This window comes from Hymenobacter qilianensis, from assembly GCF_014489555.1.
Classification (GTDB): domain Bacteria; phylum Bacteroidota; class Bacteroidia; order Cytophagales; family Hymenobacteraceae; genus Hymenobacter; species Hymenobacter qilianensis.
This window is the reverse complement of the sequence record NZ_CP060784.1, coordinates 1751872-1766907: the sequence shown is the minus strand read 5'-3', so window position 1 is coordinate 1766907 and position 15036 is coordinate 1751872. Positions and strand designations below refer to the sequence as shown.

The window sequence follows — 15036 nt, the reverse complement described above, 5'->3', positions numbered from 1 at the left end:
CCACAGCCGACGCACTTATTGCAGCTACTGATTTCTCGCTGAAGCAATTACAGAACAGTAAGCGCACAAAAAAACGACCCGACTTCCTGTTTAAGGAAGCCGGGTCGTTTGGCAACTTACCGGTTTGAACCGGCAGCTGCTTACTTTTACTCTTGGGTCGTCGTCGTGGTGGTCGAAGTCGAAGTGCCGTCAGCGGGAGCCGTCATGGCAGCAGAGTCAGCAGGAGCAGCCATAGTAGAGTCGCCCGTAGCAGGAACGGTAGTCTCAGTGCTCATCTCGGTAGTAGTGGTTTCCGTCTCAGCAGGCTTCGACTCGCAAGAAGTCAGGGCAGCAGCGAATACAAAAGCCAGGGCAGATACTTTCAGGAAGTTCTTCATTTTGGTGTTAGGTTTGAAATGTTGTCTAAAAACGTCCTTCATACCCATTCGACTGAAAGGTAACCCGACGATAGAAAATAAATTTTGGGAGGGTTACTAAGTCATTCTCCTTGTATTAAAGACCAAAGCGAATGGGTAAGGGTCAACCTTCCTACACTGATGAAGAGTTCGTGGCTGCCATTCAGGGCGGCGACGATCGGGCATTGGCACAACTATACCGCCTGCATCTGCCCATGATTTCGCACCTGGTGCTGCAAAACAGCGGCACCGAGGACGAAGCCAAGGACGTGTATCAGGAGGGCGTAATGGTGTTTTATGAAAAGGTGCGCGAAGGCTCTTTGGAGCTGAGCTGCCAGATCAAAACCTACCTCTACGCAGTGTGCCGCCGCCTGTGGCTCAAGCGTTTAGCTGAGAAAAACCGTTTTAACGGTCGTCTCGAAGACCATGAGCCTTACCTCGAAACCGGTGCGGAAGCGGATGTAGACCAGGCGGAGGAGCGCGACCAGCGTTTTGCCACCATGGCCGAAGCCCTCAACCACTTGGGAGAGCCTTGCCGGTCGCTGCTTGAAGGTTTTTACCTGCAGGAGAAATCTATGCAGCAACTCACGGCTGAGTTTGGCTACACCAATGCCGACAACGCCAAAAATCAAAAGTACAAGTGCCTGGTACGTCTAAAAAAGCTGTTTTTCACCCATTATAAGGAGGAAGAATCTTTTTAGCGACAAGCTCGGTTCCCAGTATAGAGGAAGCTCGCTTCCGACCAGTCCTATGAAAACTGAAGCTGATTACTACGCTTTATTTGACGCTTATCAGAGCGGACAGCTGCCCCCCGAGGAGCAGGATGCCCTGGAGCGCCGGTTGGCTGCCGAGCCGGACTTAGCCCAGCAGCTAGCCGACTTTAATGAGCTGACTGATACGCTGTATGGCTACGGCCAGCGCCTGACTACGCGGCGCAAGCTGCGGGCTATGCAAGCCGCTCTGGATGCCGAGAAGGCCGCCACGGAAGCCATTATCGAAACGGGCCACCCTACTATGCCGATCATGCGCATCTCGCGCACGGAGCAGCATCTGCGCGAGTTCTGGAGCAGCCATCGCGCCACTATTGCGGTAGCTGCTTCGGTGGCTATACTGGCGGTGTTTGCTACCTTGCTTGGTCTGGAGATGTGGCGCACCGCCCAGCAAAAGCCTTCGCTGTATGGCTACACCGTGCTGCGGCGGGAGGTAGAACGCATCAAGCGCAACCAGCGCGCGATGAATAAGGCCCTCACCTTGATGGATGAGCCGCGCCCCAACGAGGAAGCAAACCCAGGCAAATTCAGCGGAACAGGCTTTGCTTTGACCACCGACGGCTACCTGGTAACCAGCTACCACGTTATTCAAGGAGCTGACTCGGTGTTGATTGAGAGCCGCGACCGGCAGCGCTTCCGCGCCGAGCCTGTTTTCTCCGATGTGGCCCACGACCTAGCTATCCTGCGCATCACTGATCCAAAGTTTAATGGCTTTGGCCGCTTGCCGTATTCCTTCAAGCGTGGCTTGGCCGAGCTAGGCGAGCGAGTATATACCTTGGGTTATCCGCGTGAGGATCTGGTGTTTAACGATGGTTCGCTAAGCGCCCGCTCGGGTTTCGAAGGCGATACCGGGTTTTATCAGATTTCTATTCCTGTGAATCCGGGCAATAGCGGCGGCCCGCTGCTTGATGACCGGGGCAACCTGATTGGTATCATCAGTGGCCGGCAGATGGATGTGCAAAGCGCCGCTTTCGCCACCAAGTCGTCGTACCTGATGCGGTTAGTCGATTCGTTGGCCACGGCAAAGCCCGCTCAGCCGTATAACCTGCCGCGTTTCAATCAGCTGACCGGCAACACCCGTCCGCAGCAGCTGCGCAAGCTACAGGATTTTGTCTTCGTGGTAAAGGTCTACGAATAAGCCCTCCTATTTCTTATCCCAAAAAAGCCCCCCAAATGTTGGGGGGCTTTTTTGATGGTTTCAAATCTTAATGCCGGGGGTTGGCTTTCCTTTACCTGAAGCATTGGCAGCGAGGCTTATTCGAGGTTAATTGAAAAAAGGACAGCCCGCGAATGAGTTTTTGCGTACACGCTTCCCGGTGGCTTTGCCACTATCCTGTATCGACTTTTCACTCGTTTCGCTAACCTCCGCTATGGACAACCAAACACAACTAGAAACTCAATTAGAGAAAATTCTGCCCGAAGACGTAACCCGGACGCTCGAAAGTGCCTACCACGTTATCTTTCAGGGCAACCACGACCGCATTGACGATCTGCTCCTTCATGGTGGCACGCTGCTAAAAAAGACCGCTCAGCGTTTGACGACTACCCAGCTGATTTTCGGAATCGCTGCTATTGCCGCCATAGCGGTGGTGGTAGTAAACCAAGTGGTGGAAGCCGCCGACGACAACGATACGTCAGCTGAGCCAGTTGAGGAGCAAAAGAACAAAAAGCAAAACAACGGTCCCAAGCCTCAGGCTAGCCAGGCGTCGTAAGCTTCTGGCCGACTGGTAAAGCGCATAAAGCTTTTCGGTATAGCCCGAAAAAAGCCCCCCGGATATATCCGGGGGCTTTTTTGTAGCTGTATGCTTATCCTTTGTAGCCCAATGAACAGAACCGCTAGTGCAGCAGCGTTCTACTATATAAAAAAGTAAATATTTTTTATAATACATATAAGTTCCTATGTTTAGCACACTGCACCTACCTCAACCACCTTCTTTCACTTTTCCTTCCTCCTATGCCGCACAAATACTTTCTGCTTTTTGGCACCCTGCTGTTTATGGCTCTGGGCGAAACAGTTGGCACAGTGGCTGCCGCGATAAGACCTTTGGCCGTAACAGCGCCTGTCGCCATCGGGCCCTACGCCAAGCGCAAGCCCATTAAAGCGCAGTACAAACACAAAAAAGCCCCGCGCCACAAAGGCCGTCCACTCGTACGCGCTATCTACTAGGTAGCTCCCAAAAAAGCCCCCCAGATAAACTCTGGGGGCTTTTTTGTGAAGTCAGATCTGGATCTTGTGGTACTTCCTAAGCGGCAGCCAGCACCTCGGGGGAGTTGTGCGCGGGCGAATTGACGAGGGTGCTGACGGTATATTCCTGCATAAGCTCGGTGGCGTATGGGCAAAGCAAGTGCTGGTGTTCATCCACCGATACGCCGTCGTCGAGCCAGGCGAGCTCCGCTTTCCGGTCGGGCAGTATCACGGGCATACGGTTGTGCAGGCTGGCCATCAGGTCGTTGGGCTCCGTGGTGATAATGGTGAAAGTAGGCAGCACTTCGCCCGTTTCGCGGTCGGCCCATTCGTCCCAGAGGCCGGCAAAGGCAAACGGCTGCTCGTTGCGCAGCAGAATACGGTGGGGCACCTTGGCTTTTTTGCCCTTGCTTCCGGCCGGCGGCGCCACTTGCTGCCACTCGTAAAAGCTGTCGGCCAGCACCAGGCAGCGCTTGCGCTGGAGCAGCTGCCGAAACGAGGGCTTCTCGGCCAGGGTCTCGGCGCGGGCGTTTATAGGCTTCAGCGCCGTTTTAATGTCTTTCACCCACCCCGGCACCAAGCCCCACTGTACCAGCTGAATCTGGCCGGGAGCACTATTGGTAATGATGGGCAGATGCTGCGAAGGGGCCGCATTATAGTTGGGGGGCATTTCCTCCGTGAAGCGGGCGTCAAAACGCTCCTCGATGGCGGGAGCAGGCGAAATAAATGTATAGCGGCCACACATAAGCTGACAGGAAAATCAGTGAGAGAGAAGGCTTCTTAAGGCGCTGAAAGCACGTATCTGGTTACGCCGGCCCGCCCGTAGAAGTTGTGAGCGAAACGCCCCTCTCAGCCAGGCAGTGGAGCAATGTAGCTGCTGGGGGCTTTTTGCCGCTGCTCCACCCCAACACGATACGGCGGCGCCCGTAACGACTAGGGTAGCCTTTCTCTTCCGCTTATGGACCAGCCGTTTCTGCTTTGCTTACTTGGTGTCGCCTCTTTGCTGCTGGCTCACGTCGCACCCGCCCGGGCGCAGCCCACGCCGCCCGTGTATCCCACGCTGGGCAGCATTATCCGCGACCAGCCAGCCATGGATCAGCTGGTTGCGCCCGATGCCGAAATCGAAGTACTGGCGTCGGGTTTTACCTGGCCCGAAGGACCGGTCTGGTCGAAGCAGGAAGGTGCGCTGCTGTTTTCTCACGCCCCGCAAAACGTTATTTATCGGTGGAAGGAAGGCGAGCCCCTGCGCGAATACCTGAAGCCAGCCGGCTACACTGGCCTGGGCACTTACAGTAAGGAGCCGGGCAGCAATGGCCTGGCCTTCGATAAGCAAGGCCAGCTGGTAGCCTGTGAGCACGGCGACCGGCGTATATCGGTGCTGCTAAAAGATGGTGGCAAGCGCACTCTGGCCGACAGCTACGAAGGCAAGCGCCTGAACAGCCCCAATGACTTGGTTATCAAATCGAACGGCGACATCTACTTCACCGATCCGCCCTACGGCCTGCCTGAGCAGGAGAAAGACCCACGGCGCGAGCTGGATTTCAGTGGTGTATTTCACATCGCAAAATCCGGGAAGGTAACGCTGCTCACTCAGGACCTGACGCGCCCCAACGGTGTGGCTTTCTCACCCGACGAAAAAACCCTGTACGTCACCCAATCGGACCCGAAGCGGGCGGTAGTGATGGCCTATCCGGTGCGTGAGAATGGCAGCTTAGGAAAAGGCCGCGTTTTTTTCGACGCCACCCCGCTTACCAAAGAATTAAAAGGGATGCCCGATGGCATTAAGGTAGATCGGCAGGGCAACGTCTTCACCACGGGCCCCGGCGGCGTGCACATATTGGGCCCCGATGGCACGCATCTGGGGCGCATCAGCTTGCCAGTAGCAGCTGCCAACCTAGCCTGGGGCGACGACGGCAGCACGCTCTATCTGACGGCGAGCAACTATCTGTGCCGCGTGCGCACTCTAACCAAAGGGGCCGGCTGGTAGCATAACCGCCGTTGCTATTGTCTATGGCGTTATTTCTTACCTGAACTTTCGCGCGGCCTCTTTTCCCGTCATCTTGTATTGGTTCATTACCTTGAGCAGCACCCCATTGGTCCAGCCAAAGCCATCCTGCAGAGGGTACTCACCACCTCCGGCCTCCAGGGTTGTATTCACCACATTATATTTCTCCAGCAGCTTACCCGTCTGCTGAAACACGTTGCTGTTAAGCGTTACCCAACGACTGGCAATTGTGCTGGCAAGCTCCTTTTGGCGGTAGTTTTCCAGCCCCCGAATAGCCATGTATTGCAAGGGAGCCCAGGCGTTGGGCGCATCCCATTGCTGTCCGCTGGTGTTGAGGGTTGTTACGAGGCCGCCTGGCTTCAGAAAATCTTTCTTTAGCCCGGCCGCTACCTGCCGGGCCTGCTTGCGGGTGGCCACGTCAAAAGCCAGCGGAAAAACGCCCGCCAGGGTGCGGATAGTCGAGCGCTGCCCCAGCACCCAGTTGTAGTCCTGAAACCAGCCGGCTTTCTTATCCCAGCAATACGCCAGAATGGCTTCTTTACGCCCAGCTGCTTTCTCCTGATAGCTACGCGCTTGCTCCGCGTTGCCTTGCAGCTCGTAGGTGCGCGCCAGGGTCTTTTCGAGGTTATACAGCAGACAATTTAAATCGACGGGCACCAGATTGGTCGTTTGGATGGAGGCCAGCTTCCCCGATTCGTCGAACCAGCGGGTGCTGAAATCCCAGCCGGAAGCGGCCGCCGCGCGCACATTGCGGTAAAACGTGGCGGCTGGCTGGGAGCTGAGCTTGGCGGCCGTCACATCTTCCACGTACGATTCCTCGCGGGGCTGGTCGCTGGCATCCCAGTAGCGGTTGAGCACCTGGCCGGAGGGCATTTTCACCACTGTGCGGTCGGCTTGCCCAACGGCCAGCGATTCGGCCCCGGCCATCCAATAGGCGTACTCCCGCAACAGGGGCTCCTGGTAGCGCACCAGCACCGTATCGCCCTGGCTCTGCGCCAAAAGACCCACCATCAGCGAAAAAAACGGCGGCTGCGAGCGGGTAAGGTAGTACGTCCGGTTGCCGTTGGGCACAAATCCATACTTGCCGATCAGGTAGCTGAAGTTGTTCAGAATCTGCCGGATAAGTGCGAATTGCCCATCTTCCTTCAAGCCCAGCATCGTGAAGTAGGAATCCCAATAATACACCTCCCGAAAACGCCCCCCAGGCACAATGTACGGGTGGGGCAAGGGCACCAAGGACGAAATTTGCCCCCCAGCATCGGCGGGGCGAGCCAGCACCGACCACAGCGTATCGATATGGGCCCGCAGCCCGGCGGCTACATTGCTTTTATACAGCGTAGTAGCGGCTGTGGGGGGCAAAAAATGTGCGTCAACGAATGCCTTAAGCTGGAAGCCCGGTGTATTCTTTTGCTGCGCATACGCCTGCATGATAGTCTCCGGGTCCTCTTTGGGCAGGGCATCTACGAAGGTTTTGTTGTCGGGGTAGATGCGGCCCAGCTGTACTTCCTCAAACAGCCCCGGATATAGCTGTCGGGGCGTGAGTTGTTGGGCATGAACGCTGATAATCAGCGGAAATAGCAGAAGCAGGAGCAACCGTCTTTTCATCAGTAGTAGGCTTGAATGCGGCAGGTTTTTAAAAAGTACGAAATCTCCCCCATTTCAGCCAGGTCAGGCAAGCAGGCTCTTCTTCGCATACGCATCCAAGCGCAGTTCTTTATTCATCCTGCCTATCATAGCCACGAAAAAAAGCCCCCAGCTGAGTACCGGGGGCTTTTTTGGTATTGACTACCGACTCTCGCATTCATTGAGCCGGCCGGAAGCTACCCGCTGGCATTACCATTACTTGGTAAACAGGCGCAGCACTGCGCGCCCCGGCTCGCGGGTTCGGCCCGGCTGAGTGCCCACTGCCTCCAGCGACGGGGAAGCGGAGCCGGGGGGCAAAATATCATTTGGCAGGTAAGAAGCCTGGTTGGAAAGCGCAGTAGGCACTAATTGCAGCGCAAGCTCCGTGTAGGCTGAGTTAGGCTCCAGTTGCAGCTCGGTCTGGGCGGCAACCAGGTTCGGTTCGGCCAGGTGCTCATTCAAAATCATGGTGGCATTCTCCTCCAGCGCATAAAGTGCCTGATGGCTGGTCGTCTCCGATTTGGCATACTCCACAACGCGCACGAAATAAGCCCGGTTGGGGTCCAGGTTTTTAACCATCACCGTATCCGCTTCGCCATCGGCTACCACAAAGCTACCGCCGGCCAACGCCTGACCTTTCCCAAAGCGGGCATCAGCCACGTAGTCGGCGCCATCAAGGGGAAAATCATCGACGGGGCTATCTGCTTTCATAAACACCAGGCGGCGGTTGCCGGTACCATTGGCCCACCTCAGCAAGGCGCTCGTTTTACTCAGCGGCGTGCCCGTAAGCTGGGCAGCGTTCTGGTCAGGACCAACCAAGTGATGAGCAGGCCATCTGGAGGCGCGGCGAACACAAGACCAACCCAGGCGGTCAAGCTCGGTCCAGAAGGCGGCATCGTCGCGCCTGGTGTTCAGCAGGATGGTCCAGGTATAGCCTTTTTCTGCCCTCACCAGATAGGTGGCCGTACCATCGAGGCAGCCGCTGTGCCAGCGGTTGCCGGCGGGGTTTACCTGCCAGCCTTTCGCATACCGCGCATTCACGGCGGAGGGCTCTACCATCGTGGCAATAGTGGCGGTACTCAGCAAGCCGGGGCGGCCTTTGGAGCCATCCACGGCCATGAGCAGGCGCGTAAGGTCGCGGGCGGTGAATATCCAGCCGCCGTGGGCGTTCATGGCTTCCACGTTACAGCCGCCGTAGGCCGCCGGCACCGTTTCGCCGGTGCCATAGCACGAGGCTTGTTGAAAATGGCTGTCGTACTCGGCTTCGCGCTCCTGCTTATCTAACAATAAGTTGCGCCCGAGGTGAGCTTCGCGTACGCCGCTGGGCAGCAGCAGGTGGTCGCGCACCCAGGCTTCATACGGTTGCAGGGTTACGGCCTCAATTATCTTACCCAGCACCAGGTAGCCAATATTAGAATAGGCATAGCGAGCGCCGGGCCTGAAATTCAAGCCTTTACTCAGCATAAAGCGCACCAGCGTGGAGTCGCCCACGGGATTGGGCACGTTCATCACCTGGGCTACATGCTCCGGAAAATCGATGGGGTCGCAGCTGGCAAAACCATCGCAGCTTTTCTCGCGGTCCCAGCCGGCGCTGTGCTCCAGCAGTTGCTGCACCGTAATATCATAGATGCGGCGGTCGTCGATAACCTCCGTGTAGTAGGCAGTTGACAGATAGCCCTCGGGCCCAAAGGCTCTGTGGGCGAGGTCGAGGCGGCCTTCCTCCACCAGTTTCATAATGGCCATCGCTGTGATGGGCTTCGACAAACTGGCCACTCGCATCAGATGGTGTGGTTGCAGCGGCGTGGTGCGGGCCTGATCGGCGTAGCCGAAAGCGCGGGCGTACACCAGCTTATCGCCGCGGCTAAGCGCTACCGACGCGCCCAGCACATCCCACCGCTGCACAAACTGCTGGATAGCGGTATCGAAGTGGGCGAGTTCTGGTACCGACACCCCCGTTTGGGCGCCAGCGCGCAAGGAAAGCAGCAGTAAAACGAGCGTGTAGAGTTTCTTCAAAAAAGGGAGATAAAAAGGGTAGCCAACATGCTCGCTTCTGCTCTAGCGCAGCGCCTGTTGTTACGCCATTTTTATTCCACAATTCCAAGATTAGCGGGTTAATAATCTGATGATTATTATAAATTTTTCATGAGGCACAATTGCCTATTAGTCTGAAAACGTGACAGTATGTATCTAAAGAAAGACGACCGCATACATAGTAAAATTATATTATTCTATGCTCGCCGAATAACGGAAGAGGTAGTGCCTTCCTGAGGTTTAGCCACCGCAGCAGAGCGCCGGCTTTCAGCGTAAGTAAAGCCGACAAAAAAGCCTCCCAGACCACTTGCTTTGTGCGTCATATATCCACTTGATGACGGGTGGAGCAAAAGGCTTGGGGGGCTTTTTCGGGCCGTTTACTCGGTTATCGGAGCAGGCTGGGCCTGATGCGAAGGAGTGCCGCCGCTGACCAAACGTGGCCAGCCATCCTGATATTCCAGCCGGTCGAGGAGCATGATGCGGCGGGAGTAGCCTTGCTCGGCGTCGATGGCGTCGAAGGTCGGCTGATGCGGGTCGATGGCGTGGTAGGCCAGCCAATCCTGCCCGGCCGCGTCGGTTACTACGCAGTTGTGGCCGGGGGCGTGCCAGTACTCATTGCCTTCGAGCAGCATACTGTTCGGGTTGCCGGTGGCCTGGGGCAAGGTTTCGAACGGCCCGGTGGCACTGCGCGAGCGGGCGACCAGCACCCCGTAGTGAGCATCGGGGCCGCAGCAGTTGTTGCCGGAGTAAAACAGGTAGTACCACCCATCGCGCAGAATCACCCACGCGCCTTCTACCAGGCGCTGATAGTTGGTCGGAGCCGCATCCGGTACCGGCTGAATCAGGTCAATTGCAATGCTCTGGGGGCAAAAGACACGCGGTCGGGGGCCAGCTCTCGCACTTTGATGGGCCCGAAGCCCGAGCCCCAGTATAGCAGGCGCTTGCCGGTAGCGGGGTCGTCGAAGCTCATCGGGTCAATGTTAATGAAGCTTTTGCCGCAAAGCAGCGGCTGACCAATATCCACAAACGGGCCGGCAGGTGCCTCAGCCACCGCTACGGCCAGGCACAGATCTTCCTTAGTAGCGCCGTTCGGCAACGCCGAAAAGTAGAGGTAATACAGCCCGTCGTGCTCGCTCACGTGGGGCGCCCACAGCTTCTGGGTCGTATCGGCCCAGGTGGGCTTTTGCGGCAGCGCATCACCCAGCAGTTCCCAATCAATCAGATTGTGAGAGCGCGCTACCTGAATATTGATAATCAGCTGCTTGCGCCATTTCGTTTGGGTGCCGTAGGCGTAATAATAACCATCGGCGGCCCGAATAATGGTTGGATCGGGAAAGTCCTCGTTGAGGATAGGATTGGTATAAGTACTGGGTGGCATTTTGGTCGGCATCAGAATAAAGGCTAGGATAAAACAGGCTTGCTACGCGTCGGACTTGCTTGAATACGCTGGAAGTTCGACAGTAGCTATTGTTTCTGGTTGCTGGTTTATTGTAAGTAAATAGGTGGTCATGCAGAGCGAAGCATCTCGCTCGCAGTCGTTGCTACGCTAACTGTCATGCTGAGCGGAGTCGAAGCATTTCTACCGCTTCGTTGAGATTACCATTGCAGGAGAGATGCTTCGACAAGCTCAGCATGACGTTCTATCTGAATTGAGTTAGTAACCCAGCCAAATACGCGAGATGCTTCGCTTCGCTCTGCACAACGTTTTGTAACTAGTTGAACCTGTCGTCTACTTCATAACCTCAACTCTATTCCGCCTCACTCCGCTTCCAAACCGTACAGCAGTACCTACTCTCGCTTTCGCATTATGACCAAAACCGTTTTTATTGCCGCCGCCGAGCCGTACAGCGGCAAGTCGCTTGTGTCGTTGGGCTTAATTAACATGCTGCTGCGCAAAACGCCCAAAGTCGGCTACTTCAAGCCTATCATCAACTTTGAGCCGGCCGAAAAAAAGGACGCCCACATCGAGACGATAATCGGTCATTTTGGGCTGCCCATCACCTACGATGGTGCCTACGCCTACACCCGCGCGGACGCCATGCACCTGGTGGAAACGGACACGCAAGGCGAGATTATCGACACGATCATCCACAAGTTCAAGGCCCTGGAGGAGCACTACGACTTTATCGTGGTGGAGGGCAGCGACTTTCTGGGCGCGGGAACAGCGTTTGAATTTGACGCCAATATTTCCATTGCCAAAAATCTGGGGGCGCCGGCTATTCTCATGATTTCGGGCGAGGCAAAAACCACCAATCAAATAGTGAATGCCGCCCTCACGATGCTGCGCAGCTTTGAAGGCCGCGAAGTGCCCGTACTGGCCATTATAGTCAACAAAATGCCCCCCAGCGAAGCCGACACCGTGCGCGAGCTGCTTGGGGGCAATTGCCGGCGGGTATCGTCCTGACCGTCATTCCCGAAAACCAAAGCCTGCGCAGCCCCAGCATGCAGGAGATTCAGGAGCAGCTGGGGGCAAATTATTGCTCGGCGAACACCTTCTGAGCAACCAGGTCGACAATTTCATCACCGGGGCCATGCAGGTGCCCAACTTTCTGCGCCGCATCAAGGAAAACGTGCTCATCGTGACGCCCGGCGACCGCGCCGATATTATTCTGGGCGCTTTGCAGGCCAACGCCTCGGCTAATTTCCCGAAGGTGGCGGGCATCGTGCTCACCGGCGACATCGTCCCGGATGAGTACGTGGTGCGCCTCCTCGAAGGACTCGAAACCGTGATACCCATCCTGTCCGTCTCGACCGGCACTTTCCTCACTACCACCCAGATAGGTGCTATCCAGTCGCGCATTTCGCCCGATAATCCGAAGAAGATTGAGCTGGCTATCAACACCTTCGAGCAGTACGTAGACGTGGCCGCTTTGGAAGAAAAGCTGGTTACGTTCAAAGCGGAGGGCATGACGCCGCACATGTTTCAGTACCAGCTCATGCAGTGGGCCAAAAGTCAGCGCCGCCACATTGTGCTGCCCGAAGGCAACGACGACCGGATTCTGCGCGCCGCCGCCCGCCTCCAGCAGCTCGACGTAGTTGACCTTACCATTCTCGGCGACCCCACGGCCATCGCGGCGGCCGTCAATCGCCTGGGTTTGAACCTCGATCTAAGCCGCATTCAGCTGCTTGATCCGGCCCACGCGCCCCGCTTCGCCGAGTACGCCGAAACCCTCTACGAGCTGCGCAAAGCCAAAAACGTGAACCTCGACATGGCCCGCGACATGATGACGGATGTCTCGTACTTCGGCACCATGATGGTGTACCAGGGCCACGCCGACGGTATGGTATCGGGGGCGGTGCACACCACCCAGCACACCATCCGGCCGGCCTTGCAGTTTATCAAAACCAAGCCGGGCGTATCGGTCGTGTCATCGGTGTTCTTTATGTGCCTGCCCGACCGCGTGGCCGTGTTCGGCGACTGCGCCGTGAACCCCAACCCCACCGCCGAGCAGCTGGCCGAAATTGCCATTTCCTCGGCCGAGAGCAGCCTGCGCTTCGGCATCGAGCCCCGCGTAGCCATGCTTTCCTACTCCTCGGGCACCTCCGGCGAGGGCGCGGAAGTAGAAAAAGTGCGCCGCGCCACCCAGCTCGTGCACCAACTGCGCCCCGACTTGCAAGTAGAAGGCCCTATCCAGTACGACGCCGCCGTCGACCCTATCGTGGGCCGCCAGAAGCTCCCCGACTCTACGGTAGCCGGCCAGGCCAGCGTGCTCATCTTCCCCGATCTGAACACCGGCAACAACACCTACAAAGCCGTGCAGCGCGAAACCGGCGCCTTGGCCATCGGCCCGGTATTACAAGGGCTGAATAAGCCGGTAAATGATTTAAGCCGAGGCTGCACCGTGGAAGACGTGGTGAATACGGTGATTATCACCGCTATTCAGGCGCAGGGGTAGTGCGGGAAGAATTTCCGAAGCAAGTGAATTAAAAATATGATTATGGTTACTATTATTAATCATATCAGTTCACGAATTTCCAATACTTTGTCACTCCATCTTTTGAACTAATTATCAAACTATCTCTAGCAAAGCTTACTGCACCAACAAAAGCCCAATCCAGATAGTCAATCTTAATACTATCTCTGTTCATTGAATATTTGTATGAGATCAAATCATCAACATAATAAATACTATCTTTTCTTATATCGAAAATAGCATTCTCACTACTATTATTAGTCCATGCACCTAATATTTTTGAATTAAAATGATTTTCACTCTTATTAAGGGCAGAGCTTGATCTCTCAGCAACTTCTTTCAATTCATTATTTTTTATCAAAGCATCTTTAGAACCAGTATTTTTTAATTCTAAATCGCAGGAAGAGATAAAGAATACAAATAAAATATAGACCATTACATATTTACTTTCCATCATGTTAACATCGAAATTAATTCTATTTAAAATCATCGAAATTAAAAGCAATACACTTACAATACATTAAATTAAGGACAAGGCATAATTTTATTTATTAATAAATACATCATCAATCATATCTCCAAGATCACTCACGCCTAACGTGAATTGAATAATAATTATACCTAAAATTATTTTTACAATCCTGGGAATATAAAACCCAGTTTTTTCCTTGAGCAACGCATTTGCAGGAGGAAAATAGATTAAGGAGAGGAACAGGTAAACTATCCCCGGAACTGGGTGCACTAAGAACACATTCGCTACGCCAATAGCAAAAACAACTATACCGAACACCCAACCGATTACACTTGAAGGGGTGAGCCTCCTTTGCATTGCATTTTCTTTCATGGTCTTTGTGGATGCTTCGACAAACAGCCAAATAAAGGGTTTAAACAATTTATTTTCAATTCTCTGCATTTGCCGCAAAGGCATTGCTGAAGGATTAGAAAGATGCCATCATCAGGTCAATCTTATCGAACAACTCCCCAACACCTAGCGATGCCCAGAGAATAAAGAAGCCCAGGAGCCACTTTACTATTCTGGGAATAGAGAATCCAGTTTTTTCCTTGATAAAAGAATTTACTGGAGGAAAGAAAGCAAGAGACAGCACAATAATAAAAATACCGAAGCCGGGGTCATTGCCCCAAAACGTATTCACTACGCCAATGAGTAAGGCGAGCAGGCCAAATAGCCAGCCGACTAAGCTCGAAATAGTAAACGAAGCATTTGAAGTGTTATCCATGACCATTTTCTTTTTAAGATGAGATAAAAATGTTTTGAAAAGGCGTTTTACCGTTTAAAATTGATATCAGCTACCTGACCGAAGACTAAAATTTCAATACTTTGAAGGCAGGAATGCGCTTTAAGGTGTTCTTATAGTATCTTCTGAAGCCTTATCGTATTCAGCCAAGCAGCTATCTAGTGGCTGACAATTTTGATGAATACAATCGCAGAACTCGTAGCAGGCTTTAGCTTTTTTGCTGTCCTTACATTGCTTTCTGCAATCTAGTAAACTATTACTAGGCATAATTTCGCAGGCAGATATAACGAATAGCATAGTAATTAAGAGCACCAGCAAACTTTTCATTCCGCTTTCTTTAAACGAACGCGCCTTTTAAGTTTAAAAATTTTAGCTTACTAAATCCGTTTGTTTATTAAATGGCAGAATAAATTTTAATTTATCATAGTCCCAGCAAAGAAGGTATAAATTAGCCAGCACCATTAAAGGCGCCGTAACCCATGATCCAACAAATCGCACTGCAAGGGTTAAAATAAATATGTTTAATATAATGGGGAAATAAAGCATTGCACCGAGGGTCGCCGTACGTGGAATCAGCAGCAAACAAGCGGCGATTACCTGCACTACACCCACGAAAGTGTAGTAAAATCCGGTCCGGTGAAAAGCCTCCAGATAATGCCCCATCGGGTGACAAATGGGTAAATCAGTAAACTGCTCACCTACAATTTTAACATAGCCCGAAGGCAAAAAACCCATAGCAAGCACTATTCGGGTAAAAACGGTGAAATCCCGGAGCCATTTATTTTGTCTTACCCTCGCATGAAGCCGGTCAAGTGTGGTAGCAATACTCATGTCGTTGAATTAAAAGCGCTTCAGAT

General features: G+C 53.9%; 17 protein-coding genes. 7 read left to right on the top strand and 10 right to left on the bottom strand.

Features of this window, described 5'->3' with window-relative positions:
* Positions 1–146 precede the first annotated feature (146 nt).
* Complete coding sequence (locus H9L05_RS08125; RefSeq protein ID WP_187733731.1) at positions 147–377, bottom strand: hypothetical protein; 231 nt, start codon at positions 375–377, stop codon at positions 147–149.
* 131 nt (positions 378–508) lie between these two features.
* On the opposite strand from H9L05_RS08125, the gene H9L05_RS08120 reads away from it, so the two are divergent.
* The 4 genes from H9L05_RS08120 (at position 509) to H9L05_RS08105 (ending at position 3332) form a co-directional block, all read left to right on the top strand.
* Positions 509–1096: an RNA polymerase sigma factor gene (locus tag H9L05_RS08120; protein ID WP_187733730.1), complete on the top strand. Its 588-nt coding sequence runs from the start codon at positions 509–511 to the stop codon at positions 1094–1096.
* A 49-nt stretch (positions 1097–1145) separates the two neighbouring features.
* Positions 1146–2303, top strand: coding sequence for a S1 family peptidase (locus H9L05_RS08115; protein WP_187733729.1), 1158 nt, complete (start codon positions 1146–1148; stop codon positions 2301–2303).
* A gap of 232 nt (positions 2304–2535) precedes the next feature.
* On the top strand, positions 2536–2877 hold the full coding sequence (locus tag H9L05_RS08110; protein WP_187733728.1) for a hypothetical protein: 342 nt from the start codon (positions 2536–2538) through the stop codon (positions 2875–2877).
* A gap of 242 nt (positions 2878–3119) precedes the next feature.
* A complete protein-coding gene (locus tag H9L05_RS08105) occupies positions 3120–3332 on the top strand; it encodes a hypothetical protein (protein WP_187733727.1) in 213 nt (70 codons plus the stop codon).
* A gap of 76 nt (positions 3333–3408) precedes the next feature.
* Here H9L05_RS08105 and H9L05_RS08100 read toward each other — a convergent pair whose 3' ends face one another.
* Positions 3409–4095: an SOS response-associated peptidase gene (locus H9L05_RS08100; protein ID WP_187733726.1), complete on the bottom strand. Its 687-nt coding sequence runs from the start codon at positions 4093–4095 to the stop codon at positions 3409–3411.
* Between the two features lie 213 nt (positions 4096–4308).
* Between H9L05_RS08100 and H9L05_RS08095 the strand changes: the two genes are divergently transcribed.
* A complete protein-coding gene (locus H9L05_RS08095; protein WP_187733725.1) occupies positions 4309–5337 on the top strand; it encodes an SMP-30/gluconolactonase/LRE family protein in 1029 nt (342 codons plus the stop codon).
* A gap of 36 nt (positions 5338–5373) precedes the next feature.
* On the opposite strand, the gene treF is transcribed toward H9L05_RS08095, so the two are convergent.
* From treF to H9L05_RS24920, 4 genes are all read right to left on the bottom strand, one after another.
* Positions 5374–6960, bottom strand: coding sequence for an alpha,alpha-trehalase TreF (gene treF, locus H9L05_RS08090; protein WP_187733724.1), 1587 nt, complete (start codon positions 6958–6960; stop codon positions 5374–5376).
* A 234-nt stretch (positions 6961–7194) separates the two neighbouring features.
* Positions 7195–8991, bottom strand: a complete 1797-nt coding sequence (locus tag H9L05_RS08085) for a serine hydrolase domain-containing protein (RefSeq protein WP_187733723.1) — start codon at positions 8989–8991, stop codon at positions 7195–7197.
* Positions 8992–9386: 395 nt separating this feature from the next.
* Positions 9387–9809: a family 43 glycosylhydrolase gene (locus H9L05_RS24925; protein ID WP_262892693.1), complete on the bottom strand. Its 423-nt coding sequence runs from the start codon at positions 9807–9809 to the stop codon at positions 9387–9389.
* A gap of 41 nt (positions 9810–9850) precedes the next feature.
* On the bottom strand, positions 9851–10387 hold the full coding sequence (locus H9L05_RS24920; RefSeq protein WP_262892655.1) for a family 43 glycosylhydrolase: 537 nt from the start codon (positions 10385–10387) through the stop codon (positions 9851–9853).
* Positions 10388–10816: 429 nt separating this feature from the next.
* Between H9L05_RS24920 and H9L05_RS23385 the strand changes: the two genes are divergently transcribed.
* Together H9L05_RS23385 and pta are read left to right on the top strand one after the other, a co-directional pair.
* The gene (locus H9L05_RS23385; RefSeq protein WP_223284814.1) at positions 10817–11413 is read left to right on the top strand and encodes an AAA family ATPase; all 597 of its coding nucleotides are present in this window, start codon (positions 10817–10819) and stop codon (positions 11411–11413) included.
* A gap of 73 nt (positions 11414–11486) precedes the next feature.
* Positions 11487–12905 (top strand): phosphate acetyltransferase, encoded by a 1419-nt coding sequence (gene pta / locus H9L05_RS08075; RefSeq protein WP_223284813.1) that lies wholly within the window; start codon positions 11487–11489, stop codon positions 12903–12905.
* Positions 12906–12969: 64 nt separating this feature from the next.
* Here pta and H9L05_RS08070 read toward each other — a convergent pair whose 3' ends face one another.
* From H9L05_RS08070 to H9L05_RS23380, 4 genes are all read right to left on the bottom strand, one after another.
* Positions 12970–13380: a hypothetical protein gene (locus H9L05_RS08070; protein ID WP_187733722.1), complete on the bottom strand. Its 411-nt coding sequence runs from the start codon at positions 13378–13380 to the stop codon at positions 12970–12972.
* Between the two features lie 87 nt (positions 13381–13467).
* The gene (locus tag H9L05_RS08065) at positions 13468–13851 is read right to left on the bottom strand and encodes a hypothetical protein (protein ID WP_223284812.1); all 384 of its coding nucleotides are present in this window, start codon (positions 13849–13851) and stop codon (positions 13468–13470) included.
* Positions 13852–13861: 10 nt separating this feature from the next.
* On the bottom strand, positions 13862–14161 hold the full coding sequence (locus tag H9L05_RS08060) for a hypothetical protein (protein WP_187733721.1): 300 nt from the start codon (positions 14159–14161) through the stop codon (positions 13862–13864).
* Positions 14162–14548: 387 nt separating this feature from the next.
* Entirely contained in the window at positions 14549–15010 is a 462-nt protein-coding gene (locus H9L05_RS23380) for a hypothetical protein (RefSeq protein ID WP_223284811.1), read from the bottom strand.
* Positions 15011–15036: the final 26 nt, after the last annotated feature.